Origin of the sequence: Samsonia erythrinae (assembly GCF_004342665.1) — a bacterium.
Taxonomy (GTDB): Bacteria; Pseudomonadota; Gammaproteobacteria; order Enterobacterales; family Enterobacteriaceae; genus Samsonia; species Samsonia erythrinae.
This window is the reverse complement of record NZ_SMBY01000018.1, coordinates 1-25,317: the sequence shown is the minus strand read 5'-3', so window position 1 is coordinate 25,317 and position 25,317 is coordinate 1. Positions and strand designations below refer to the sequence as shown.

The window sequence follows — 25,317 nt, the reverse complement described above, 5'->3', positions numbered from 1 at the left end:
CCGCGATCTGTTCTTCTAGCTTGATTCCAGGACAATTATGAGCAAGAGCACCGCTGAGATCCGTCAAGCGTTTCTCGATTTTTTCCACAGTAAGGGACACCAGGTTGTTGATAGCAGCTCTCTGGTGCCGAACAACGATCCGACACTGTTATTTACCAATGCGGGTATGAACCAGTTCAAAGATGTGTTCCTCGGGCTGGATAAACGTAGCTACGTCCGGGCAACGACGGCACAGCGCTGTGTACGTGCTGGCGGTAAACATAATGACCTGGAAAACGTAGGTTATACCGCTCGTCATCATACCTTCTTTGAAATGCTGGGCAATTTCAGCTTCGGTGACTATTTCAAGCATGATGCCATCCGTTATGCATGGGAACTGTTGACGTCTCCTAAATGGTTCAACCTGCCAAAAGAACAACTGTGGGTCACGGTATACGCGACGGATGATGAAGCCTACGATATTTGGGCCAATGATGTCGGCGTGCCACACGAGAGAATTATTCGCATCGGAGATAACAAAGGCGGACCTTACGCCTCGGATAATTTCTGGCAAATGGGCGAAACGGGACCTTGTGGCCCATGTACCGAGATTTTTTACGATCATGGCGAACATATCGCCGGTGGCCCCCCGGGAAGCCCTGATGAAGATGGCGATCGCTATATCGAAATCTGGAATCTGGTCTTTATGCAGTTCAACCGTCAGTCTGACGGCACCATGTTGCCATTACCAAAACCTTCTGTTGATACCGGTATGGGGCTGGAACGTGTTGCTGCTGTGTTACAGCATGTCAATTCAAACTATGAAATTGATTTGTTCAAAACGTTGATTGCCGCGGTGGCAAAAGCCGTCGGTACGACCGATTTAGATAACAAATCATTGCGGGTTATCGCCGATCATATTCGCTCCTGTGCATTCCTGATTGCGGATGGGGTGACGCCGTCTAATGAAAACCGTGGTTACGTCCTGCGCCGTATCATTCGTCGCGCTGTGCGTCACGGGAATATGCTGGGCGCTACAGAAGCTTTCTTCTATAAACTGGTTGCGCCGCTGATTGACGTCATGGGGCCTGCTGCTGAAGAGTTGAAGAAGCACCAAACGGTGGTTGAGCAGGCGCTGAAAATGGAAGAAGAGCAGTTTGCTCGTACGCTGGAACGAGGCCTTTCTCTGCTTGACGACGAAATCAAAAACCTGAAAGGGGATACGCTGGACGGTGAGACGGCTTTCCGTCTGTATGACACCTATGGCTTCCCTGTCGATCTCACGGCAGATGTTTGCCGCGAGCGGGGTCTGAAAGTGGATGAAGAAGGCTTTGAGGCCGCGATGAAGGCACAACGTCAGCGAGCACGTGATGCGAGCGGCTTTGGCATTAATTACGACAGCCTCATCCGTGTGGAAGAGAGCACGCGATTCTGCGGCTATGAACAAACCCAACGTCACGCGAAAGTCGTTGCGCTTTATCATAATGGAAACGCGGTTGATCAGGTCGTGGCGGGCGATGACGCCGTGGTCATTCTGAACGAAACGCCGTTCTATGGTGAATCCGGTGGTCAGGTTGGCGATCGGGGGGAGCTAAGCAATGGCGTCGCCAGCTTCACTGTGCAGGATACCCAGAAATATGGTCAGGCCATTGGTCATATCGGCAAGCTGACGCAGGGATCGTTGCGCGTCAATGATAGCGTTGATGCACTGGTCGATAGCCAGCGTCGCGATCGCATCCGCCTGAACCACTCTGCAACGCATTTGCTGCATGCTGCGCTGCGTCAGGTTCTGGGCGAGCATGTCGCACAGAAAGGTTCTCTGGTTAACGACAACTATCTGCGTTTTGACTTCTCGCACACGGAAGCGATGAAAGCAGAGCAAATTCGTCAGGTTGAAGATATCGTCAACGCACAAATTCGCCGTAATCTTACCGTACAGACTGACGTGATGGCCTTGGAAGAGGCGAAAGCGAAAGGGGCAATGGCGCTGTTCGGTGAGAAGTATGACGAGCACGTCCGTGTTCTGACGATGGGCGATTTCTCTATCGAGCTTTGTGGCGGTACGCATGCAAGCCGTACCGGGGATATTGGCCTATTCCAGATTGTGTCTGAATCAGGTACTGCCGCAGGCGTGCGTCGTATTGAAGCGATCACCGGTGAAAATGCGTTGTCTGCACTGCATCGTCAGAGTGATGTCCTGCAAGATGTCGCGCAACTGCTGAAAGGGGATAGCCACAATCTGGTGGATAAGGTACGCTCTGTTTTGGATCGTAACCGTGTGTTAGAGAAAGAACTGCAGCAGTTGAAAGCGCAGCAGGCAGCGCAAGAAAGTTTTTCACTGACCAGTAAAGCTAAAGAGATTAACGGTGTGAAGCTGCTTGTCACACAGTTGGATAATGTGGATCCTAAACTATTGCGTACCATGGTTGACGATCTTAAGAACCAGCTCGGGTCGGCCATTATCGTTCTGGGAACAACGGCGGAAGGCAAAGTCAGTTTGATCTCCGGCGTAACGAAGGATCTGACTGGTCGCGTAAAAGCGGGTGAACTGATCGGATTTGTTGCCCAGCAGGTGGGGGGCAAAGGCGGTGGCCGTCCGGATATGGCTCAGGCTGGCGGCTCCGATACGTCCGCACTGCCTGCCGCATTAGCCAGCGTTGAATCATGGGTTGCTGGCAAGCTATAAGGCTGATAACGTTTTTCGTGTCATCCAACAAAACGCCATAACTTGCTGGTTGTGGCGTTTTTGTCTGTGGGAAAGGATCCGGCACACAGGGTAGACAGTGTCTAACCTTAAGATATTCTTAAGTATGTATGCTTGAGACGCTTGTCTTGATAACAAAAGCACAAGCTACCGATATCGACTAAACTAACACATAGTGGCGAACCACGGTGCGATGGTGGCGGTTATACCATCGTCTAGGTTTACGTTTTCACAGCACATGATGGATAATGGCCGGGAGACAGAGAGACCCGACTCTTTATAATCTTTCAAGGAGCAAAGAATGCTTATTTTGACTCGTCGAGTTGGCGAAACCCTCATGATTGGCGATGAGGTAACGGTTACCGTATTAGGAGTGAAAGGCAACCAGGTGCGTATTGGTGTTAATGCACCAAAAGAGGTTTCTGTCCACCGTGAAGAGATCTATCAGCGTATTCAGGCCGAAAAATCTCAACCAACGTCATATTGATTGACAATGCGTCTCGTGTTCGCGGGACGCAATTGTTATTGTCTGCTTTTCTTCCACCTGTCTATCAATGCGTTTTCTTTGCTTTCCCCACGGCAAGGTAACCGTCTGTTTTTCTGCTGATAAAACAGACTTTTTGTTGTGAAAGTGCGCGCCTTGGGTGCGAATTGTTCAAACAAACAGAAGTTGGGAAAAATTGTTTGACTTATAAGTCCGGGAAAGTAATATGTGCGCCACGCAGTACCGGTGAGCACTAACAAGAGGTTCTTGATAGCGTCGCAGGTAATGTAAGGTGAGGTGGCCGAGAGGCTGAAGGCGCTCCCCTGCTAAGGGAGTATGCGGTCAAAAGCTGCATCGAGGGTTCGAATCCCTCCCTCACCGCCATTTATTTGCATCCGTAGCTCAGCTGGATAGAGTACTCGGCTACGAACCGAGCGGTCGGAGGTTCGAATCCTCCCGGATGCACCATATCCTGTTATGGATAGCGTAGTTGTTTTACTCTTAAGCCAGCTAAGCTGGGGTATAGGGTAAAAAGGAAGGGGTTGCTATGCGTTGTGTCTCGCAAGGCGAGACAAAGCTGGGTTCCTCCTGATTGATGTAACGCTTCAACGAGGCGTGTCGTACCGAAAGTGAATTTTTTCGTAGATAAAGAAAATGCATCCGTAGCTCAGCTGGATAGAGTACTCGGCTACGAACCGAGCGGTCGGAGGTTCGAATCCTCCCGGATGCACCATACTTCGATATGGATAAGGTTGTTATTTTGCTCTTATAGTCGGTAGTATCGTTTATAAGAACAAGGAAATGAGCGTTGCTTAGCAACGGTTACCAAGGTGAAGCATCACCAGGTTAACTTGTTTTCTCAAATGCGCCATTCTGAATATCTCCGTTTAATTGCTCACCTTGTATTTTCTGCACCACACTCTGCATCCGTAGCTCAGCTGGATAGAGTACTCGGCTACGAACCGAGCGGTCGGAGGTTCGAATCCTCCCGGATGCACCATATTTCGATTTAAATAACGTTATTGTTTTGTTCTTGTTGTTTTTACCCTTGTTTACAAGAACAGAAAGGCAAAGACGTTGCTTATTCAGTGTTCCGAAAGGCGAAGCTGGGCAAAATCATCCCCCCTAACACTTCACATGATTTCCATTATTCTCTTGCCTATATTTAAACGGCGGTGACTGTCTTTTTCTGTATTGGCGTCGAGCGGCGTCTTTCTAGGTACGCGGTATGAGTCGGTTCTATCCGCCCCGCTTTACTCAGGAAACTCAAGAATAAAGGATAGTTGTCCTACTACTTAGGAAGTAATTTACTGTTTATTCTAAGGTTATTGAGTAAGCGACAACGTTTCCACTTTGCGATAAAGTAAGCTTTCTTTTCAGTGATCATGGAGCAACGATGTACGATCGCTATCAAGGGCTAATCTTTGATATGGATGGCACCATTCTTGATACCGAGCCGACACACCATCAAGCATGGGAGTTGGTTCTTGCCCGATATGGGATGAGATATGATGCCGATGCCATGACAGCATTGAATGGGTCACCTACATGGCGCATTGCGCAGCATATTATCGATAGCCACCAGGCCGATATTGATCCTCACCAGCTGGCCGCAGAAAAGACAGCCATTGCCGAAAGCATGTTGCTGGATACTGTAAAACCACTGCCGCTGATTGATGTGGTTAAGCAATATCATGGGCAACGTCCTATGGCGGTAGGGACTGGCAGTACGCATGCTATGGCCGACAAGCTGCTAATGCAGTTGGGACTGCATAAGTATTTTGATGCAATCGTGGGCGCCGATGATGTTACTCATCATAAGCCTTTCCCTGATACTTTTTTGCGTTGTGCGCGATTGATTTCTGTCGCTCCTGAGCATTGTCTTGTGTTTGAAGATGCAGACTATGGCATTGAAGCTGCGAAGCGCGCGAATATGGCAGTGATTGACGTCCGTACATGGTGAGTGAATTCTGGGCTGTTTGTTCTCTTTTTGGGAGTAGCCTGCTCAGTGCAACACTGCTGCCCGGTAGTTCTGAAGTACTGCTGGTCACCTTATTGCTTACTGACGTCGCGCAACCTTGCCTGTTGATCGTTGTGGCAACAGTAGGAAATTCGCTCGGCGGGTTAATAAATATTTTTATAGGACGCTTGCTCCCTCAGCCAAAGCAACAATCTGGATATACGGTGGCCATGCGCTGGCTACAGCGTTATGGCCCTGCTGCGCTGTTATTTAGCTGGGTACCCGTGATTGGCGATTTACTGTGCGTGATCGCGGGGTGGTTGCGCATGCCCTGGGCCAAATCGGCTATTTTTATAAGCGTCGGAAAAGCGCTGAGATATCTCGTTCTGACCGGTATAACGCTACAGGGGATGGTATGGTGGCCTTAGTCAGATGGTAATGAAAACTGGTGGGTGCGACTGAGTTTCAATTATGCTTATAACCATTACATTTAACAACGGGAGGTCGAATTGATCCCGGACATTTCAGAAGCACTTTCCTGGCTGGAAAAACATCCACTAGCGGTGAATGGCATTCAGCGTGGGATTGAACGTGAAACATTGCGTGTGACAGCAAACGGACATCTTGCTACCACGGGGCACCCTGAGATATTGGGGGCCGCGTTGACACATCCTTGGATTACAACTGATTTCGCCGAGGCATTACTGGAATTTATTACGCCGGTCGACAACAATATCGATCACCTGCTGGCGTTTTTACGTGATATTCATCGTCATGTTTCCCGTAATCTGGGAGATGAGTTGATGTGGCCGCTGAGTATGCCGTGCTATATCACCAACGAACAGAATATAGCGCTGGCGCAGTATGGATCATCGAACATCGGGCGTTTCAAAACGCTTTATCGCGAGGGGCTGAAGAACCGTTATGGCGCCTTGATGCAGACGATTTCCGGCGTCCATTATAATTTTTCTCTTCCGCTATCCTTTTGGCAGGCGCGTGAAGGGGTGACTGATGCTGAAAGCGGAAAGCGCGTCATCTCGGCAGGATACTTCAGACTGATACGCAACTATTACCGTTTTGGTTGGGTGATCCCTTATCTGTTTGGCGCTTCTCCGGCGATCTGCTCGTCTTTCCTTAACGGACGAGAAACAACCCTACCGTTTGAACGTACAGAAAAAGGAATGCTTTACCTGCCTTATGCGACCTCTCTGCGGCTTAGTGATTTAGGCTATACCAATAAATCACAGAGCAATCTGGGGATTACCTTCAACGATCTGGATTCTTATGTTGCCGCCTTAAAGCGTGCAATAAACACGCCGTCTAAGGAATATGCTCAGCTTGGTATGAAGAAAGATGGCCGCTACCTGCAATTGAATACGAATGTCTTACAGATTGAGAACGAGCTTTATGCGCCTATTCGTCCCAAGCGCGTGACGCGCCTGGGAGAAACCCCATCTGACGCATTGCTGCGTGGGGGAGTCGAATATATTGAAGTGCGCTCGCTGGATATCAATCCATTCTCTCCGACAGGCGTGAGCGCAAGTCAGGTGCGTTTTCTGGATTTGTTTCTGATATGGTGTGCGTTGGCGGATGCGCCGGAAATGAGTGCAGATGAGCTATTGTGCACGCGTAAGAATTGGAACCGAGTGATTCTGGAAGGCCGTAAGCCCGGAAAAACGGTGGGAATGCGTTGCGAAACCATCCAGTTACCGATTGCAGAGGTGGGGAAATCTCTGTTTGCCGATTTGCGTCGCGTTGCGGAAGTCCTGGACGCGGAAAACAATCAATCGCACTATCAGCAGGTATGTGATGAGTTGCTTGTGGGGTTTGAGGATCCAGAAGCCACATTCTCAGGGCGTCTGCTGGCATTGATGAAGCAAGAGGGCAGTGCTCGCGTAGGGCTTGAATTGGCCGAAACGTATCGCAAGCAGCTCAGCAGCGAGCCGCTAGAGGTCTTGACCAGTGCGCAACTGGCTGCTGCGGGTGAGCACTCCTGGCAGCATCAGCGTCAGATTGAGTCTGAGGATTCAATGAATTTTGACGACTACCTGGCTACACATTAAAAAGAAAAGGCCACAGAAACTGTGGCCAAACAAACATCTCTAATAGGGATGATAATAAATGCGCGTCTTTCAGTTAAGTCAGACTTGCATAAAAAGGAAAAGTTTCCCGGAAACGAGAAAAAGTGCATTTTTTCTGTGAGGAGGTGGCATATGCCATTACTAGATAGCTTTACCGTTGACCATACTCGTATGGCTGCACCCGCCGTCCGGGTCGCAAAAACCATGAAAACCCCTCATGGCGATAATATTACGGTATTTGATCTGCGCTTCTGCCGTCCAAATATCGAAGTCATGCCGGAACGCGGTATTCATACGCTGGAACACCTGTTTGCTGGCTTTATGCGCGACCATTTAAATGGCGATGACGTGGAAATTATCGATATTTCTCCGATGGGATGTCGTACCGGTTTCTATATGAGCCTGATCGGTACGCCGGATGAGCAACGGGTTGCCGATGCCTGGAAGGCGGCGATGGGGGATGTACTGAAAGTAACCGATCAGCGTAAAATTCCTGAACTGAATGAATACCAGTGTGGCACTTATGAGATGCACTCACTGAAAGAAGCGCAGGAGATCGCTCAGCATATTGTGGATCATGAGATTGGCATTAACCAAAATGACGATCTGGCGCTGCCGAAAGAGAAGCTGTCGGAGTTACATATTTAGTACATGACATCAGATGTGTGCGGAGATGGAGACGATGCGCACGCAGACAAAAAAGAGAGCCGAAGGAGGCTCTCTTTTTTGTGGCTCTTCAAGCTCAGAATGCGAGAAAGTGCTGTATGACCCGGCTGCCAAAATAGGCAAGCGTCAGCATCAGTGCGCCAACCTGACTGAACCAAACGACACGGCGCCCTCGCCACCCTTCATGATAATGCCCCCACAGCAGCAGGATGTAGATGAACCAGGCGAACAGAGAGAATACCGCTTTGTGTAGATTCTCTTTGTTATCGATCAGATTGTCCATATAGAACAGCCCGGTACAAAGCGTCAGCGTAAGTAGAATGACGCCAATCTGGGTAATATGGAACATTTTACGTTCGATACCCATCAGCGGCGGCATATCTGCGGCAAATCCCAACTTTTTGTTCTTGAGCAGATAATCAAGCCAGGCAAGTTGCAGGGCGTACAGTGCGGCAATCAGCAGTGTCGCGTAGGAGAAAAGCGCCAGGCCAATGTGGAGCATTAACCCCGGTGAGGCTTCCAGATGCGTAATAAACTCTCCGGGCATAAAACTGGCAAAGGCCAGATTGATCAGCGCGAAGGTATAAACAATAGGGAGAATAAACCAGCCGCGATCGCGCGAGGCAACAATCGTCATGACCGTACAGATGATGAGGCTAACAAGCGAACCGATGTTCAGCAGACTCAGGTTTTGACCAAACTGAACATCGAAGATGCGTTGATAGAGCGCCACCGCATGACAGATAAGCGCAGCGCTGGCAGAGAGTATCGCCAGCCGACGATATGCACTGTTCTTGCGCAGCAGACTGGGGATAATCAGTCCGAGGCTGAGAGAGTAGGCGGCGAGCGCCACAATAGCGAAAACAGACATATAATAGGTTATTGAATATCAACTTGGTAAAATGAAGAATCAGTATAGCGTTAGTCGCTGTAGGCACCAACAGTTCTCCGTCGGCAGCGCTGAGATCGTCCCCGCTTTTGTGTATAATCTCTTCCATTCGCGTCGCGCATGGCGGCCTGTCCTACGTTGAGCATGAGATATGTTTGAAAATTTAACCGATCGACTCTCGCGCACATTGCGCAATATCAGCGGCCGCGGGCGGTTGACTGAAGACAACATTAAAGAAACGCTGCGTGAAGTTCGTATGGCGCTGCTGGAAGCTGACGTGGCGTTACCGGTAGTACGTGATTTTATCAATCGCGTGAAAGAGCGGGCTGTGGGACATGAAGTTAATAAGAGCCTGACGCCGGGGCAAGAATTCGTCAAAATCGTTAAAAACGAGCTTGTCAGCGCAATGGGGGACGTTAACGCCGAGCTGAACCTTGCCGCTCAACCGCCAGCGGTTGTGCTGATGGCCGGTTTACAAGGCGCGGGTAAAACAACCAGCGTCGGTAAGCTCGGTAAATTTCTGAGAGAAAAACAGAAAAAGAAAGTGCTGGTCGTTTCTGCCGACGTCTATCGCCCTGCGGCGATTAAACAGTTGGAAACGCTGGCACAGCAGGTTGACGTGGATTTCTTTCCGTCTGATGCGCAGGAAAAGCCGCTTGCTATCGTCGAACGCGCGCTGCAACACGCTAAGCTGAAGTTTTACGATGTCCTGCTGGTCGATACCGCGGGCCGCCTCCATGTTGATGAGGCGATGATGGACGAAATCAAGCAGGTTCATGCGGCGATTAAGCCGATAGAAACGCTGTTTGTTGTGGATGCCATGACGGGGCAGGATGCGGCGAATACAGCGAAAGCCTTCAATGAGGCGCTGCCGCTAACCGGTGTCATCCTGACCAAAATTGATGGCGATGCGCGTGGTGGTGCAGCCTTATCTATTCGTCATATTACCGGCAAGCCGATTAAATTTCTCGGTGTGGGTGAGAAAACCGATGCGCTTGAGCCGTTTTACCCTGAACGCGTCGCGTCGCGTATTCTTGGTATGGGCGATGTGCTTTCACTGATTGAAGATATCGAAAGCAAAGTTGATCGCTCACAGGCCGAGAAGCTGGCGAAGAAGTTGAAAAAAGGCGATGGATTCGATTTAACCGATTTCCTGGATCAGCTCAAGCAGATGCGCAACATGGGCGGTATGGCGAGCATGATGAGCAAAATGCCCGGCATGGGCCAACTGCCTGATAATGTGAAATCGCAAATGGATGACAAAGTGCTGGTGCGCATGGAGGCGATCATAAATTCGATGACGCTTCAGGAACGAGCCAAGCCTGAGATTATCAAAGGGTCGCGTAAACGTCGTATTGCGATGGGATCCGGCATGCAGGTGCAGGATGTGAACCGTCTTCTCAAGCAGTTCGATGATATGCAGAGAATGATGAAGAAGATGAAAAACGGCGGTTTGGCGAAAATGATGCGCGGTATGAAGGGGATGATGCCACCGGGTTTTCCGGGGCGTTAAGCGCTGAAAATGGGTATCAAAGAGAAAGTCTTCGCGAGATTACGCGCTTTAGATTGCTTTTTACGCCAAAATGAGTAAAATTTTCGGGCTTTTTATATGACATACTGGGCTCCGTTCCTCGATGGGGCCCAGTTGTTTTATTCACTAAAGAGGATGTTATGGTAACAATTCGTTTGGCACGTGGCGGCGCGAAAAAACGCCCGTTCTATCAAGTAGTCGTGACCGATAGCCGCAATGCGCGTGACGGTCGTTTCATTGAGCGCGTGGGCTTCTTCAACCCAATCGCATCTGGTCAAGCAGAAGCTCTGCGTCTGGATCTGGACCGTATCGAGCATTGGGTTGGTCTGGGTGCTACTGTGTCTGATCGCGTTTCTTCGCTGATCAAAGACGCTAAAAAAGCAGCGTAATCTGTCGCGGTGGTAACTATGAGCAATCGACTCAGCCCTAAACCTCCCGTTAACCCGATTGTGATGGGGAAAATTGGATCGGCGTATGGCATCCGAGGTTGGCTCAGAGTGTTTTCATCCACCGAAGATGCCGAGAGTATTTTTAATTATCAACCTTGGTTCATTCAGAGTAAAAGCGGTTGGCAGCTTGTCGAGATCGACAGTTGGAAGTATCACAATCAGGATCTGATCATTAAAGTGAAAGGTGTTGATGATCGTGATGCGGCTAATCTACTGACTAATGGTGAGATTGTTGTAGATTCGTCACAACTGCCTGAATTGGACGAAGGGGATTATTACTGGAAGGATCTTATTGGCTGTCGGGTCGTGACCGTAACCGGTTATGAGTTGGGTAAAATCGTTGACATGATGGAAACTGGCTCAAACGACGTGATGGTAGTAAAGGCCAACCTGAAAGATGCCTTCGGAGTCAAGGAGCGGCTGGTTCCGTTCCTCACTGAACAGGTTGTTAAACGCGTAGACCTTTCTGCTCAAACCATTGAAGTAGATTGGGACCCTGGTTTTTGAACTCTGAATTGAACAGTAGTACCCAGTGGAACGAGACTATGTGGATTGGGGTGATTAGCCTGTTTCCAGAGATGTTCCGGGCGATTACTGATTATGGAGTCACTGGCCGGGCAGTTAAAAATGGCCTGCTGAACGTACAGTATTGGAGTCCTCGTGATTTCACTTACGATCGGCATCGCACCGTGGACGACCGACCTTATGGCGGTGGCCCCGGAATGTTGATGATGGTGCAACCCTTACGGGATGCGATCCACGCAGCAAAAGCAGCGGCAGGCGAAGGCGCGAGAGTGATTTATCTGTCACCTCAGGGCCGTAAATTAGATCAGCAAGGCGTACGTCAACTAGCCACGAACCAGAAGATGATTCTGGTCTGTGGACGGTATGAGGGGATTGATGAGCGCGTAATCAAAACCGAGATCGATGAAGAATGGTCAGTAGGGGATTACGTACTCAGTGGTGGAGAACTGCCGGCAATGACCCTGATTGACTCCGTTGCCCGCTTTATACCGGGCGTTCTGGGACATCAGGCTTCAGCAGAAGAAGATTCTTTTGCCGATGGATTGTTGGATTGTCCTCATTTCACACGTCCTGAAGTGCTGGAAGGCATGGCGGTTCCGGCAGTGTTACTGTCAGGCAACCATGCGGAAATACGTCGCTGGCGATTGAAGCAGTCGCTGGGCCGAACCTGGCTTAGAAGACCTGAACTTCTGAAAAGCCTAGCTCTGACTGACGAGCAAGCAAAGTTGCTGGCTGAATTCCAACGTGAATATCAGTCTGATCAACAAGAGTATTAGGGGGTTACGCCGGTTTTTCCGACGAGCCCAACTATCAGTTTACCTAGGGTAAGAGACATATTATGAGCAACATTATTAAGCAAATCGAACAAGAGCAGATGAAGCAGGACGTACCTGCATTTCGTCCGGGTGATACCGTAGAAGTGAAGGTATGGGTTGTTGAAGGTAGTAAAAAACGTCTGCAGGCATTCGAGGGCGTGGTTATCGCTATTCGTAACCGCGGTCTGCATTCTGCATTCACTGTTCGTAAGATTTCTAACGGCGAAGGCGTAGAGCGTGTATTCCAGACTCACTCTCCTGTTGTTGACAGCATCGCTGTTAAACGTCGTGGTGCCGTGCGTAAAGCCAAACTTTACTATCTGCGTGAGCGTACTGGTAAGTCTGCTCGTATTAAAGAGCGTCTTAACTAAGATAGCGCTTTCGCAACATCCGAAAGTTGTTATAAATAGAGGGCTTAGCCGAAGGCTAAGCCCTTTTTTTATGCTCAATGGCGACAATCTGTCTACAGAGAATGGCGTTTAATTCTCGTTTCCTGCTGCAACACAAATGTGTTGCTTCTATGTCTTACGGACTGCGACTAATTTTTGTAGCAAAAAGCCCACCAACTTCGGTGGGCTGAGCTTTCCCTGATGTCATTGCTATTATTTTGCCTCAGTACCATGATGACATCAGATGTGGCTATTTTATAAACGTTTATACAGATCGATTTTCAAATATTGATCGGTTACAGCGATCAAATTATCGCGCTAAATGCCGTTTTCTGTCTGGTTTAGCATGACCTACGTGCAATAACCGTTGGGAACATGCGCATGTGGTCATCGGTAAACTGAATATCCTCGAACCCGGCCTGCTCCAATTGGCGTTGCGTCTGCTTGTGCGTGCGAAAGGCAGTCCATGTGGCCCCAATAATGCGTGAGAACAGTACATATTGAAGTGACAGCAGCTTTGGATCGGTGTTTGTCCAAGGTGAATTTTGCGATAGCGCTGGAGGCGGTGTCATAAAACTGGTAATTAGTGTACCTCCTGGCTTCAGGTTAGAATGAAATACGCGATAAAGTTCGGTCACTTTGTCATCATCCTGCTCATAAACGTTGAGTCCATTGCTGGTGATGACATCGGCTTTTCTTTCCAAATTCATTGACCACGCATCAGAGAGGACTAACGACAGCTGCTTTTCCAATCCTTGCTGTCTGGCGAGATCGCCGGCGGCGGCTAATGCATCTTTATCCAGATCGATTCCTATTAACGCCACATCCCGATGCCGGGTGTACTTTAGCGTTAACAAGTCCGCCATAACGCCACAGGGGACGGAGACCATGATGGCATTTGGGCGTAAGCGTTCTTGAAGCAAACGTTGGAAAATACCAAATCGTTCGCGTGTCGCCAAAACGTTAGGTAACTGTGTATAGATGATTTCTTCGAGCGGATTAACATAAGGGCGTGGCTGATGCGTGATGACATCATGCGTCCAGCGTGCGTTTAAACCACGGTGTTTGAGCAAAAATTGGCCTAACGCTAATTCGGAGAAATCATCCAGAATCGCCAGCTGTTCTTCTATCGAGGCACCGGGAAGTGCGCCGTCCTGAAGAATTTTGTTTCTTATCTCAGCGACTCGTTCACGATGTTCACCGAATGAAGGGGAGTGCGATAAGATTTCTGGATTGTTATTCTCAGGTTGTTTATCAGGTTTGTTTGACTCGGACATATAAGCGCTCCATGGCATCCATTGAAACTAGACATAATTAAGATAATTATCAGAAAAATATGTTTTTTCAGTATCCCTACATTCGCTTATTAATGACTCAATATTGCTCTATCGCAGAGCGATAATAGCGGTAAATGATGTCTGACGTATTTCCGTGAGAGTACTCTATTCAGTGAGATTGTTACCATGTGTGATGCGCCACTGTTTACCGCCTGCACGACCCTGTCGCAGAGGCGCATTTGCCCGTCAGGGCTGGCTCTGTTGCCATTGGGTTCGTAGCGTCTCTGCTTCTTCAACGGCATCACAGCTTGCTGGAAAATGTTTCCCCGCTCGTCCCCATTCGCGAATGTTGTCTTCGCGGCATAACGTTGATTGCCCGGCCTGATAGCCGCGCAAGTAAGTATCACGTTCGACTTGTGGATTACCAAACCACTCTTGCAGAGTGCTATCGTCCTTCACGACCATGCCGGAGATCGCATCCTGATAACCCGCCTCATACCAGAACCCCGGGTCATTTGCGGTGTGTTGCGATGGGGTGTTGTGACAGGCTGACATTAAAAGAATTACAGCCAAGATATAACTGTATTTCATCATTAAACCTTCATTATTTTCGGCTATCAGTCAGAATGGGCATCACATCAGGTAATACCCAGTTTTTCTTTCAATAGCTTAAGGTAACGACGGCTGACAGGAATGTGTTTTCCTGTATGTGTCAGGACTTCTGCCGCGCCATTTTCCATCAGCTGAATTTCTTTGAGTTGCTCAGTGTTGACCATATATTGACGATGGCAACGGACGAAAGGCGTTTTCTCTTCTAATGTTTTCAGTGAAAGCTGGGTGTAGCCAGATTGACTAACGCCAACAACGTGTACGCCACTGAGCTCTGAGCAAAGATACTCGACCTCCTCGACCTTGAGCAAAAAAATACGATTATGCCCGTTACAGGGAATATGGCGAAGTGAAGGCTCTGCGATTATCTGTACATTTTTGTTTACGGATGCGCCGCGACGCAAGCGATTTAATGTTTTATTTAGTCGCTGTGCATCCAGTGGTTTTAGCAAATAGTCAAAAGCGTGTTCTTCAAACGCCCTTACCGCATATTCATCATAGGCAGTGACGAAGACGACGTAAGGCATATTTTCCGGATCCAACATCGCGACTAACTCTAATCCGCTGACCTTTGGCATCTGTATATCCAGAAAAATCACATCAGGTTGCAGCCTGTGGATAGCCGGTATTGCTTCCAGCGCGTTGCTACATTGCGCAACGATGGCGATATCAGCTTCGTTCTCTAGCAGCAGGCTGAGCTCTTCACGTGCCAGTTGTTCGTCATCAATGATTATGGCTTTCAGCATTTTCCCCCCTTGTCGGCATGATTCTACCATTATTCACATCATGTGTTGGAATGGTCCCAAGACGGAATAACCATCGTCCCGATATCGTTTTTCAGGAAACATTTAGCATGGTAATTTTTTATTTACACAAGATGGATTGAAATGTTTACATATCCTGTTATGGTGTAAACATTACACGCGGGTTTTACTGACGGGCGTGCCCATTCGAATATTTCTGGAACAGGCTTATGCAAAAAGATTCACTCAATAACATTAATATCAGTGCCGAACAGGTTTTGATCACTCCCGATGAATTGAAAGCTAAATTTCCGCTTAGTGACGTGGAGCAGGGCAATATTGCGCACGCGAGATCTACGATTGCGGATATCATTCACGGCCGCGATGATCGGCTGCTGATCGTCTGTGGACCTTGTTCTATCCATGATACCGATGCAGCGCTGGAATATGCACGCCGACTACAGTCGCTCGCCGCCGAATTACACGATCGTCTCTATATCGTTATGCGCGTTTATTTTGAAAAACCGCGTACAACGGTGGGCTGGAAAGGCCTTATCAACGATCCGTACATGGATGGTTCCTTTGATGTGGAAGCCGGTCTGCACATCGCCCGTGAGCTGCTGCTCAAACTGGTGAATATGGGATTACCGCTGGCGACGGAAGCGCTTGATCCAAACAGTCCGCAGTATCTGGGCGATCTGTTTAGCTGGTCTGCTATCGGCGCGCGTACGACGGAATCGCAGACGCATCGTGAGATGGCTTCAGGTCTGTCAATGCCGGTCGGGTTTAAAAACGGCACTGATGGCAGTTTGGGAACCGCGATCAATGCGATGAGAGCCGCTGCGATGCCACATCGTTTCGTTGGTATTAATCAGTCAGGGCAAGTCTGTCTGTTGCAAACGCAAGGTAATTTGGATGGTCACGTCATTTTGCGTGGCGGTAAAAAGCCCAACTACAGCGCAGAGGATGTTGCTGAGTGTGAAAAACAGATGCAGGATGCAGGCTTGAAACCTGCGCTGATGATAGATTGTAGCCACGGTAATTCAAATAAAGATTATCGTCGTCAGCCGCTTGTTGTTGAATCGGTGGTTGAACAAATCAAGGCGGGGAACCGTTCCATTATCGGGCTGATGCTGGAAAGCCATCTTAATGAAGGGTGTCAGTCTTCAGAACAGCCGCGTTCCGATATGCGCTACGGTGTATCAGTCACGGATGCCTGTATCGGTTGGGAAGGTACGGAGACGTTACTGCGTTCCCTTCATCAGGAACTGAGCGCCGTGCGAGTGAAACAGTCAGGAGAGTAACAAATTATGGTAGCTGAACTGACCGCATTACGTGATCAGATAGATGAGGTAGATAAGGCGCTTGTCGCACTGTTGTCACGTCGGTTGCGTTTAGTGGCGGAAGTCGGAGAAGTGAAAAGCCGCTATGGCTTACCTATCTATGCGCCGGAGCGTGAAGCGGCCATGCTCAGCTCACGTCGCAAAGAGGCGGAGTCGATGGGGGTTCCACCGGATCTGATCGAAGATATCCTGCGGCGCGCCATGCGTGAATCCTATACCAGTGAAAACGATAAAGGCTTTAAAACACTGTGCCCACAGCTGCGGCCGGTAGTCATCATTGGCGGCCGTGGTCAAATGGGCCGCTTGTTTGAAAAAATGCTGACGTTATCGGGATATCAGGTAAAAATCCTGGAACAGGATGACTGGCCACGGGCAGAAGCGATGTTATCTGATGCAGGTATGGTCATTGTCAGCGTGCCGATTCATATCACCGAGCAGGTTATTGCCCGCCTGCCCGCTTTGCCGGATGACTGTATTCTGGTCGATCTGGCATCAGTGAAAAATGGTCCGCTTCAGGCGATGCTTGCGGCGCATAGCGGCCCGGTTCTCGGTTTACATCCGATGTTTGGACCAGACAGCGGTAGCCTTGCTAAGCAGGTTGTTGTCTATTGCGATGGTCGGCAGCCGGAAGCCTACCAGTGGTTGCTGGAACAAATTCAGGTATGGGGCGCGCGTCTGCACCGTATTAGCGCGGTCGAGCACGATCAAAACATGATGTTCATTCAGGCGCTACGTCACTTTGCGACATTCGCTTATGGCCTGCATTTGGCGGAAGAAAATGTCCAGCTTGAACAGCTGTTGGCGCTGTCGTCGCCAATTTATCGTCTGGAACTGATCATGGTTGGGCGGCTGTTTGCGCAGGATCCACAGCTTTATGCCGATATTATTATGTCTTCACAGAATAATCTGTCGTTGATTAAGCGTTACTACAAACGTTTCGGAGAAGCGATTGAGTTACTGGAACAGGCGGATAAAGCGGCATTTATTCGCAGCTTCAAGAAAGTGGAGCACTGGTTTGGTGACTATGCTACGCGTTTTCAGGCGGAAAGCCGGGCGCTCTTACGTCAGGCAAATGATATTCGTCAATAAACCTGTCCGATGGCGGATTGTGAATAAGAAGCCATCCCGTTTCCGGGATGGCTTTGGACATCATTCGTTTACATCTACCGGCACGACATTTTCACTGGGATAGCAGCCTAGGACTTTTAACGAGCGGGTAATTGGCGCTAACCCTTTTAGCGCTTTCTGCATCGCGTCACTGCGCAGGTTCGCCTGAACGTCAAGATAAAACATCTCTTCCCACGGGTTGCCGTTGATCGGTCTGGATTCCAGTTTTGTCATGATAATACCGTTATCACGCAATACCAAAAGCGCTTCAACCAATGCACCTGACTGTTGTCCGGTTGCCATAATGAGCGTGGTTTTTGCCGGGACTTGTTCAGTCACGTCAATAGGTTTACGTGCTAATACAATGAAGCGAGTAATGTTTTGCGACTGATTGGCCAGATCGTGTTCCAGCACCTGTAACTGATAGAGCTGACCGCCCGCCTCGCTACCGAGCGCCGCGGCTTTGGGGGAGTTTAACGCCGCGACTTTTTCCATTGCGGCTGCCGTGCTTTCACAATATTCAATCTTCCAGTGTGGAAAACGGTTGATGAAATGGCTGCACTGCTGAAACGGTTGTGGGTGGCTATAAACGGTCTCGATCTCTGCCAGTGACGTATTCGTCGCCACCAGAACGCAGTGATCAATGGGATTAGTTAACTCACCGACGATAGATAATCCCGTATGTTGCAGCAGGTCATAGACATCGTTGATTGAACCGGAGCTGGTGTTTTCAATCGGTAGAACGGCATAGTCCGCTTGCCCGGTTTCCACCATGTTGAAGATATCCTGAAACTTCTGGCAACCACACTCAATAAGCTGCTCGAAGTGTCGTGCGGCATATTGGCGAGCGGCGAGATGGGAGTAAGAGCCTTTCGGGCCAAGAAATGCAACGCGGGCAGAGTGCGATGCCGTTTGATTTAGATGCTGTTGTAAGAGCGCTTGCTGCGTCAGAACCGAGTCTTCAATGATAAGTTGGAACAGGCGAGTAATATAATGACCGTCAAGATGGTGTTTTTTACCCACAGCGGTCAGTTTATCCAGTAAATCGCGTTCGCGCTCTTTGTCGCGGATGGGGCGATGCGAATGTAATTTACTACGGGCAACCTCTAACGCCAGCTCCCTTCTTTGCGCCAGCAATGTAATTAATTGCAGGTCCAATGCGCTGATTCGCTCCCTTAATGCCAATAATGAAGTGTCTGTCATGATGCCGTTACCTGTCTTATGTTCTTATAAAAAAAGCCTCCAGGTCAGGAGGCTTTATTGTTCGTCTTCGTATTCTTACCCTTACGACGAATCGCCTCCCGAATCAGGGGAAGGTAAAAAAGAATACGAAGAAAAACGGTTTGTTGCTCATATTCGCTCGGTTGATCATACAGATATCCACGTTTTGAACAGGTAAAGTACCTGTTGGCTTTTCATCCTGTCAATACCCAATAGTCCGTCACAAGATTAAGTCTCTATACCTCATTGACATTTTAGGGCGTGAGCTGAAGCATTCGCATAACAAAAACGCGCCCTCAGGCGCGTCAGATGGAGATAAAAAGAACAGCAATTATTCTTCCTGGGTCAATTGCAGATTGACGTCCTTGACACCCGTTGCCGCACGTCTTGATTCACCTTTATGTTGGAGTTTGTCCAACTGGCGTTCGAGTTTGGTAATCAGTTCATTAATGGCGGCGTACATATCGTCATGTTTAGCGCTGGCAACCAGCGGGCCATTCGGCGTGCTGATAGTGGCGTCGGCCACAAACCCCTGTGGTTCTTTTGACAAAATGATGTGGGGGTTGATGAGGTGAGTTTGCCACTTCTCCAGTTTGGAAAGACGGTCTTCGACATGTTGACGAATTGCGGGGGTGATATCCATTTGCTTACTGGTAATATTAATAGTCATATAAACTTACCTCTCTGCCTATGTCCGTCTTCGATAATTTCAGCATACCGTGAGTGGCGATAAAAATCGTGATTATGATCACTTTTTTTTGTCACTTTTTGTCAATAAAACGTGATTTGTGAGGCGTCATCGGGAATAGAAGAGAAGGGCTTGAGAGCGACTTTGACATGTGCCATTATTGATGAGATGTGTTGAAGTTATTACGCTGTTGTTGGTTCCCCTCTACCTGTTCTCCCTTCATCAAAACATATCGAATCATAAAAAACGGCAACCGAAGCTGCCGTGATTATTCTTATGCGATTTTATTTAGGCCGGGTTAGCGGCGATGATTTTAGCGACCTTTTCCGCCTGAGCGGCCAGCTGTAGCTCGCGGTAGGCATTTTCCATCAGCGGCAGGGCTTCTTTTGTCGCCTGAGTATCCGGGTAATCCCGCAGCATCTGCTCAACGCGATTAACGACTGCCACATAAGCTCCACGTTTCGTGTAGTATTGCGCGACAGAGAGTTCATACTTAGCCAGACGCTCTTTGAGGTAAACCAAACGCTTGTTTGCGTCGGTGGCGTATTGGCTGTTCGGATACCCTTGAATGAGCCTGCTAAAATCCCGGAATGCAGTGCGGGCATACTGCGGATCGCGATCGGAACGATCAACACCGAAGAAGCCTTGTAATGCGCTATTATCCAGCGCCATGTCGGTAAGACCGCGCATGTACAGGACATAATCCACGTTTGGATGAGTCGGGTTGAGTCGCAGGAAGCGGTCAATAGAAGCCTGGGCCAATGGCAGCTCTGCGGATTTGTAATAGGCGTAGATCAAATCCAACTGCACTTGCTGCGAATAAGGGCCAAAAGGATAACGGTTATCCAATGCTTCCAACTGCGTGATGGCTGCTTTAAAGTTGCCGTCTTGGAGTTTCTGTTGAGCATTGGCATAGATTTCAGATGGTGGGCTATCAGGAACCGCATCTTTGGAATTGCTGGAGCAACCAGCCAGCGCCAGGCTCAACGTGGCGGCAGCCACCAGATATTTCATACGCGTCATGACGTTTTGATTATCCTCAGAATGTTATTCCGGGAGACTGTCCGTTAAGCTCCCGATTTAGACCAGCTACAATAGTACATTATTTTAAACGGCGTCGCCGTCAAAACCCAACGTTAACGAAGAAGCTGCATAATATGGCACAACAAGTACAACTCACCGCAACGGTGGCCGAGTCTCAACTCGGACAACGTTTAGATCAGGCTTTGGCCGAATTGTTCCCTGATTATTCACGATCCCGTATAAAAGAGTGGATTTTGGAGGATCGGGTACAGATTAACGGCAATGTCATCAATAAGCCAAAAGAGAAAGTACTTGGCGGCGAATTGGTTGCGATTGATGCGCTGATTGAGGAAGAAGCTCGCTGGGAAGCACAGGCTATCGAGCTGGATATCGTGTATGAGGATCAGGATATTCTGGTAATCAACAAGCCTAGAGGGCTGGTCGTTCACCCCGGCGCTGGCAACCCTGATGGGACGGTACTGAACGCTTTGTTACATTATTATCCTGAAATCGCGGATGTTCCCCGTGCCGGGATCGTACATCGGCTGGACAAAGATACCACTGGCTTAATGGTGGTCGCGAAAACCGTCCCCGCACAGACGCATCTGGTTGAAGCGTTGCAGGCGCGTGAAATCACCCGTGAATACGAAGCTGTGGCCATTGGTAGCATGACCGCGGGGGGCGTGGTTGAAGAACCTATCGCCCGTCACGCCACCAAGCGTACCCATATGGCGGTGCATCCAATGGGCAAGCCTGCCGTGACGCATTACCGCATCATGGAACATTTCCGAGCCCATACCCGCTTGAGGCTGCGTCTGGAAACAGGGCGGACCCATCAGATTCGTGTGCATATGGCGCATATTAATCATCCACTGGTCGGCGATCCTTTATATGGTGGTCGTCCTCGACCTCCCAAAGGCGCCTCGGAGGATTTCATCGAGATGCTGCGCGGATTTGACCGACAGGCTCTCCATGCCACAATGCTGCGTCTCTACCATCCTGTTAGCGGCGTACTCATGGAGTGGCATGCTGCGCTGCCGCAAGATATGGTTGATCTGATTGAAGCATTGAAAGCAGATACCGCGGCATCCCAGGAAAGATTGGATTGGTGATTTATTCAATACGTTAGATGCTGATTTTTTAAGGTGACGAGTGATGCTGATTTACCCTGACTGGCCTTTGCCCACAAGTGTGAAATCTTGCAGTACGACGCGTATTGGTGGCGTCAGTGCGGCACCTTATGATGCGCTGAATGTGGGAAGTCATGTGGGGGATGAGACAACGCATGTCAGCGCCAATCGGCAAATGCTGGTGGACATGGCCGGTCTTCCTGCCATGCCGCATTGGTTAGAACAGGTCCATGGCACTGATGTGGTTCGCCTTGGTCGGACGTTTTCGCCATCCGTTTGCGGTGATGCGGCCTATACTGATGAGAAGGGGCAGGTCTGCACGGTGATGACCGCTGACTGCCTGCCGGTGTTGTTTTGTGCAAACAGCGGCGATGAAGTCGCCGCAGCGCATGCCGGCTGGCGGGGATTGCTCGCAGGCGTACTGGAAGAAACGTTAGACTGCTTCCGTGCGAAACCCTCGCAAATTATGGCGTGGCTGGGGCCGGCTATTGGCCCGAACGCTTTTGAGGTCGGTCCTGAAGTTAGGGATGCATTTGTTCGACATGATGCGGCAATGGCATCTGCTTTCAGACCTGAAGGCACGAAATTTTTCGCCGATATCTACCAACTGGCTAGCCTGCGATTACGTGCGGCAGGGGTGTCGCAAGTTTTTGGCGGAAATTGCTGTACAGTGAGCGATTCTCAAAAATTTTTCTCTTATCGGCGTGATGGCGTGACTGGCCGTATGGCAAGTTTAATCTGGCTGATATAACCTATTGAATTAAGACGATCCAGAACACGTAACATTTAAATCCCATCACGACTGGCAAAATAACCTTGAAATTTTTGAGGGATGACCTCACTTAATCTCCAGTAGCAATTTTGAACAGTACATGGGAGGAGTTATGCGTTTGGATCGTCTTACCAACAAATTCCAACTTGCTCTCGCTGATGCCCAGTCTCTCGCCCTTGGGCGCGATCACCAGTTTATTGAACCACTCCACGTGATGAGCGCTTTGCTCCGTCAGGATGGGGGAACTGTTGGTCCACTTCTGACTGTCGCGGGAGCCAATGTTAACCACCTGAATGCGGAAATCGATCGGGCCATAGCCCGTTTGCCTCAGGTCGAAGGCACGGACGGCGATGTTCAACCCTCGGGCGACTTAGTCCGGGTTTTGAATCTGTGCGACAAATTGGCGCAAAAGCGTGGCGATACTTTTATCTCTTCAGAACTTTTCGTTCTTGCGGCCCTGGAGTCTCGTGGCGCATTGAGTGATTTACTGAAGAAAAGTGGTGTTACGCAGCAAGGCGTTGCCAACGCCATCGATCAAGTGAGAGGAGGAGAACAAGTGAACGATCAAGGGGCTGAAGATCAGCGCCAGGCATTAAAGAAATTCACTATTGACCTCACTGAGCGTGCAGAGCAAGGCAAACTTGACCCGGTGATCGGGCGTGATGAGGAGATTCGCCGCACGATTCAGGTTCTTCAGCGCCGAACCAAAAATAACCCGGTGCTAATTGGTGAGCCTGGCGTGGGTAAAACCGCGATAGTGGAAGGGTTGGCACAGCGCATTGTTAACGGTGAAGTGCCCGAAGGCCTGAAAAACAAGCGGGTTCTTTCTCTGGATATGGGCGCGCTGGTGGCGGGAGCAAAATATCGCGGTGAGTTTGAAGAGCGACTGAAAGGTGTGCTCAACGATTTGGCTAAACAGGAAGGCAACGTCATTCTGTTTATTGATGAACTTCATACGATGGTAGGGGCGGGTAAAGCCGACGGCGCGATGGATGCCGGCAACATGTTAAAGCCTGCCTTGGCGCGTGGTGAATTGCATTGCGTCGGCGCGACCACGTTGGATGAATACCGGCAATATATTGAAAAGGATGCCGCGCTTGAACGCCGTTTCCAGAAGGTCTATGTCGCCGAGCCTACCGTTGAAGACACGATTGCGATTTTGCGTGGGCTAAAAGAACGTTATGAATTGCATCATCATGTGCAAATTACTGACCCGGCGATTGTTGCCGCGGCGATGCTGTCTCATCGCTATATCGCCGATCGACAGCTGCCTGATAAAGCGATTGACCTGATTGATGAAGCGGCTTCGAGTATCCGTATCCAAATTGATTCGAAGCCGGAACCTCTGGACCGGCTTGAGCGACGCATTATCCAGTTAAAGCTGGAGCAGCAGGCGCTAAAAAAAGAATCAGATGAAGCCAGCCAGAAACGGCTAGAGCTGTTGAATACGGAACTGGAGCAAAGAGAGCGCGAGTATTCGCAGTTAGAGGAAGAATGGAAAGCGGAAAAAGCGTCACTTACGGGTACGCAGAATATTAAAGCCGCTTTGGAACAGGCCAAGATTGCGCTGGAGCAGGCGCGGCGCCAGGGCGACCTGGGAAAAATGTCGGAGCTGCAATACGGTAAAATTCCAGAACTGGAGAAACAGCTCACGGCAGCCACGCAACAGGAAGGGAAAACGATGCATCTGTTGCGTAATCGCGTTACGGATGCCGAAATCGCCGAGGTTCTTGCGCGTTGGACGGGCATCCCCGTTTCCCGCATGTTGGAAAGCGAAAGAGAAAAATTACTGCGAATGGAGGATGAACTCCATCAGCGAGTGATCGGCCAGAACGAAGCTGTCGAGGCGGTAGCGAATTCTATCCGCCGTAGCCGGGCCGGGTTATCTGACCCGAATCGCCCAATTGGCTCGTTTCTGTTTCTTGGGCCGACAGGGGTTGGGAAAACGGAGCTTTGCAAGACGTTGGCGACGTTCCTGTTCGACAGCGATGATGCCATGGTTCGTATTGATATGTCAGAATTTATGGAGAAACACTCCGTTTCCCGTTTGGTCGGCGCCCCTCCTGGATATGTTGGTTATGAAGAAGGGGGATATCTGACAGAAGCGGTACGTCGTCGTCCTTATTCCGTCATTTTGCTCGATGAGATCGAAAAAGCGCACCCTGATGTGTTCAATATTCTGCTTCAGGTATTGGATGATGGTCGTCTCACAGATGGTCAGGGCAGAACGGTCGATTTCCGTAATACCGTTGTCATCATGACGTCAAACCTGGGATCTGACCTTATTCAGGAACGTTTTGGCGAACGAAGTTATACCGAGATGAGAGACATGGTTCTTGAAGTCGTCAGCCACAGCTTCCGCCCTGAGTTCATTAACCGTATCGATGAAGTTGTAGTATTCCACCCGCTGGGAAGGGCTCATATTACGTCGATCGCGCAAATCCAGTTGCACAGATTGTATAAGCGTCTTGAAGAGCGTGGTTATAGCGTCACGATCACGGATGCGGCTTTAGATATGCTTGGGGAAGTCGGCTTTGATCCTGTTTACGGTGCGCGTCCGCTTAAGAGAGCGATACAGCAACTGATCGAGAATCCACTTGCCCAGCAGATACTGGGGGGGAAATTGATACCCGGTAAACCGATCACATTAGATGTTGAAGGTGAACAGATAGTCGCACGGCAATAGCCATGAGAGTGAAACAGTAAACGATAAAACGGGAGGGTCCGTTAATGGATACTCCCGTTTTCGTGCGTTGAGTTCAGATTATAGTCGTTATTTGTATGTAAAATATTCGGAATAGTGTTTTTTGGCTTGTTTTTGAACGGTTGAAAAATTATTTGCATTTAGCGCTTGTCAGGCGGCGAGAAGTCCCTATAATGCGCCTCCACTGACACGGCAACAGCGGCTTACGCGGTTGTGGCGGCAGGAAAA

The 25,317-nt window shown here is 49.4% G+C and carries 23 protein-coding genes, 4 tRNA genes and 1 other annotated feature; of the genes, 20 read left to right on the top strand and 7 right to left on the bottom strand.

Going from position 1 to position 25,317, the window contains the following annotated elements; genetic code table 11:
* Positions 1 to 37 precede the first annotated feature (37 nt).
* The 10 genes from alaS to luxS all read left to right on the top strand — a co-directional run bounded on the left by alaS (position 38) and on the right by luxS (position 7,856).
* Positions 38 to 2,665: an alanine--tRNA ligase gene (gene alaS / locus EDC54_RS17150; RefSeq protein WP_132459217.1), complete on the top strand. Its 2,628-nt coding sequence runs from the start codon at positions 38 to 40 to the stop codon at positions 2,663 to 2,665.
* Between the two features lie 319 nt (positions 2,666 to 2,984).
* Positions 2,985 to 3,170: a carbon storage regulator CsrA gene (gene csrA, locus EDC54_RS17145; RefSeq protein ID WP_005972168.1), complete on the top strand. Its 186-nt coding sequence runs from the start codon at positions 2,985 to 2,987 to the stop codon at positions 3,168 to 3,170.
* 288 nt (positions 3,171 to 3,458) lie between these two features.
* Positions 3,459 to 3,551 (top strand) — tRNA-Ser (locus EDC54_RS17140).
* A 7-nt stretch (positions 3,552 to 3,558) separates the two neighbouring features.
* Positions 3,559 to 3,635, top strand: a tRNA-Arg gene (locus EDC54_RS17135).
* 188 nt (positions 3,636 to 3,823) lie between these two features.
* Positions 3,824 to 3,900, top strand: a tRNA-Arg gene (locus EDC54_RS17130).
* Positions 3,901 to 4,090: 190 nt separating this feature from the next.
* A tRNA-Arg gene (locus EDC54_RS17125) sits at positions 4,091 to 4,167 on the top strand.
* A 396-nt stretch (positions 4,168 to 4,563) separates the two neighbouring features.
* Positions 4,564 to 5,130 carry a fructose-1-phosphate/6-phosphogluconate phosphatase gene (gene yqaB, locus EDC54_RS17120; protein WP_132459214.1) on the top strand — a complete coding sequence of 189 codons (567 nt, stop codon included), beginning with the start codon at positions 4,564 to 4,566 and terminating at the stop codon, positions 5,128 to 5,130.
* Positions 5,127 to 5,555 (top strand): YqaA family protein, encoded by a 429-nt coding sequence (locus EDC54_RS17115; RefSeq protein ID WP_132459239.1) that lies wholly within the window; start codon positions 5,127 to 5,129, stop codon positions 5,553 to 5,555. The genes yqaB and EDC54_RS17115 overlap by 4 nt, the downstream gene beginning before the upstream one ends.
* 81 nt (positions 5,556 to 5,636) lie before the next feature.
* Positions 5,637 to 7,190: a glutamate--cysteine ligase gene (gene gshA / locus EDC54_RS17110; protein WP_132459211.1), complete on the top strand. Its 1,554-nt coding sequence runs from the start codon at positions 5,637 to 5,639 to the stop codon at positions 7,188 to 7,190.
* Positions 7,191 to 7,340: 150 nt separating this feature from the next.
* Positions 7,341 to 7,856 (top strand): S-ribosylhomocysteine lyase, encoded by a 516-nt coding sequence (gene luxS / locus EDC54_RS17105; protein WP_132459208.1) that lies wholly within the window; start codon positions 7,341 to 7,343, stop codon positions 7,854 to 7,856.
* 94 nt (positions 7,857 to 7,950) lie between these two features.
* On the opposite strand, the gene EDC54_RS17100 is transcribed toward luxS, so the two are convergent.
* Entirely contained in the window at positions 7,951 to 8,745 is a 795-nt protein-coding gene (locus tag EDC54_RS17100; protein ID WP_132459205.1) for a cytochrome C assembly family protein, read from the bottom strand.
* A gap of 169 nt (positions 8,746 to 8,914) precedes the next feature.
* Here EDC54_RS17100 and ffh point away from each other — a divergent pair, with 169 nt between their 5' ends.
* The 5 genes from ffh (at position 8,915) to rplS (ending at position 12,454) form a co-directional block, all read left to right on the top strand.
* Complete coding sequence (gene ffh, locus EDC54_RS17095; RefSeq protein WP_132459202.1) at positions 8,915 to 10,276, top strand: signal recognition particle protein; 1,362 nt, start codon at positions 8,915 to 8,917, stop codon at positions 10,274 to 10,276.
* A gap of 158 nt (positions 10,277 to 10,434) precedes the next feature.
* The gene (rpsP, locus tag EDC54_RS17090; protein WP_005970362.1) at positions 10,435 to 10,683 is read left to right on the top strand and encodes a 30S ribosomal protein S16; all 249 of its coding nucleotides are present in this window, start codon (positions 10,435 to 10,437) and stop codon (positions 10,681 to 10,683) included.
* An 18-nt stretch (positions 10,684 to 10,701) separates the two neighbouring features.
* Positions 10,702 to 11,250 carry a ribosome maturation factor RimM gene (gene rimM, locus EDC54_RS17085; RefSeq protein WP_132459199.1) on the top strand — a complete coding sequence of 183 codons (549 nt, stop codon included), beginning with the start codon at positions 10,702 to 10,704 and terminating at the stop codon, positions 11,248 to 11,250.
* Positions 11,251 to 11,288: 38 nt separating this feature from the next.
* Entirely contained in the window at positions 11,289 to 12,044 is a 756-nt protein-coding gene (gene trmD / locus EDC54_RS17080) for a tRNA (guanosine(37)-N1)-methyltransferase TrmD (protein WP_132459196.1), read from the top strand.
* A 62-nt stretch (positions 12,045 to 12,106) separates the two neighbouring features.
* Positions 12,107 to 12,454, top strand: a complete 348-nt coding sequence (gene rplS, locus EDC54_RS17075) for a 50S ribosomal protein L19 (protein WP_009111758.1) — start codon at positions 12,107 to 12,109, stop codon at positions 12,452 to 12,454.
* A 359-nt stretch (positions 12,455 to 12,813) separates the two neighbouring features.
* Here the strand turns inward: rplS and EDC54_RS17070 are convergent, their stop codons facing one another.
* The 3 genes from EDC54_RS17070 to btsR form a co-directional block, all read right to left on the bottom strand.
* Positions 12,814 to 13,749 (bottom strand): class I SAM-dependent methyltransferase, encoded by a 936-nt coding sequence (locus tag EDC54_RS17070; protein WP_132459193.1) that lies wholly within the window; start codon positions 13,747 to 13,749, stop codon positions 12,814 to 12,816.
* Positions 13,750 to 13,995: 246 nt separating this feature from the next.
* Complete coding sequence (locus EDC54_RS17065) at positions 13,996 to 14,340, bottom strand: DUF2799 domain-containing protein (RefSeq protein WP_132459236.1); 345 nt, start codon at positions 14,338 to 14,340, stop codon at positions 13,996 to 13,998.
* 47 nt (positions 14,341 to 14,387) lie between these two features.
* Positions 14,388 to 15,104 (bottom strand): two-component system response regulator BtsR, encoded by a 717-nt coding sequence (gene btsR, locus EDC54_RS17060; RefSeq protein ID WP_132459190.1) that lies wholly within the window; start codon positions 15,102 to 15,104, stop codon positions 14,388 to 14,390.
* 227 nt (positions 15,105 to 15,331) lie between these two features.
* On the opposite strand from btsR, the gene EDC54_RS17055 reads away from it, so the two are divergent.
* Together EDC54_RS17055 and tyrA are read left to right on the top strand one after the other, a co-directional pair.
* On the top strand, positions 15,332 to 16,405 hold the full coding sequence (locus EDC54_RS17055; protein WP_132459187.1) for a 3-deoxy-7-phosphoheptulonate synthase: 1,074 nt from the start codon (positions 15,332 to 15,334) through the stop codon (positions 16,403 to 16,405).
* A 6-nt stretch (positions 16,406 to 16,411) separates the two neighbouring features.
* On the top strand, positions 16,412 to 17,533 hold the full coding sequence (tyrA, locus tag EDC54_RS17050) for a bifunctional chorismate mutase/prephenate dehydrogenase (protein ID WP_132459184.1): 1,122 nt from the start codon (positions 16,412 to 16,414) through the stop codon (positions 17,531 to 17,533).
* Positions 17,534 to 17,593: 60 nt separating this feature from the next.
* Here tyrA and pheA read toward each other — a convergent pair whose 3' ends face one another.
* The 3 genes from pheA to bamD all read right to left on the bottom strand — a co-directional run bounded on the left by pheA (position 17,594) and on the right by bamD (position 20,483).
* Positions 17,594 to 18,754: a bifunctional chorismate mutase/prephenate dehydratase gene (gene pheA, locus EDC54_RS17045; protein WP_132459181.1), complete on the bottom strand. Its 1,161-nt coding sequence runs from the start codon at positions 18,752 to 18,754 to the stop codon at positions 17,594 to 17,596.
* Between the two features lie 26 nt (positions 18,755 to 18,780).
* Positions 18,781 to 18,906, bottom strand: a sequence feature (Phe leader region).
* A gap of 197 nt (positions 18,907 to 19,103) precedes the next feature.
* Positions 19,104 to 19,442 (bottom strand): ribosome-associated translation inhibitor RaiA, encoded by a 339-nt coding sequence (gene raiA / locus EDC54_RS17040; RefSeq protein WP_132459178.1) that lies wholly within the window; start codon positions 19,440 to 19,442, stop codon positions 19,104 to 19,106.
* Between the two features lie 306 nt (positions 19,443 to 19,748).
* Positions 19,749 to 20,483 (bottom strand): outer membrane protein assembly factor BamD, encoded by a 735-nt coding sequence (bamD, locus tag EDC54_RS17035; protein ID WP_132459175.1) that lies wholly within the window; start codon positions 20,481 to 20,483, stop codon positions 19,749 to 19,751.
* Between the two features lie 134 nt (positions 20,484 to 20,617).
* Here bamD and rluD point away from each other — a divergent pair, with 134 nt between their 5' ends.
* The 3 genes from rluD (at position 20,618) to clpB (ending at position 25,071) form a co-directional block, all read left to right on the top strand.
* Complete coding sequence (gene rluD / locus EDC54_RS17025) at positions 20,618 to 21,595, top strand: 23S rRNA pseudouridine(1911/1915/1917) synthase RluD (RefSeq protein ID WP_132459172.1); 978 nt, start codon at positions 20,618 to 20,620, stop codon at positions 21,593 to 21,595.
* 43 nt (positions 21,596 to 21,638) lie between these two features.
* Entirely contained in the window at positions 21,639 to 22,364 is a 726-nt protein-coding gene (gene yfiH / locus EDC54_RS17020) for a purine nucleoside phosphorylase YfiH (RefSeq protein ID WP_132459169.1), read from the top strand.
* A gap of 133 nt (positions 22,365 to 22,497) precedes the next feature.
* The gene (gene clpB / locus EDC54_RS17015; protein WP_132459166.1) at positions 22,498 to 25,071 is read left to right on the top strand and encodes an ATP-dependent chaperone ClpB; all 2,574 of its coding nucleotides are present in this window, start codon (positions 22,498 to 22,500) and stop codon (positions 25,069 to 25,071) included.
* The last annotated feature ends 246 nt before the right edge of the window (positions 25,072 to 25,317 follow it).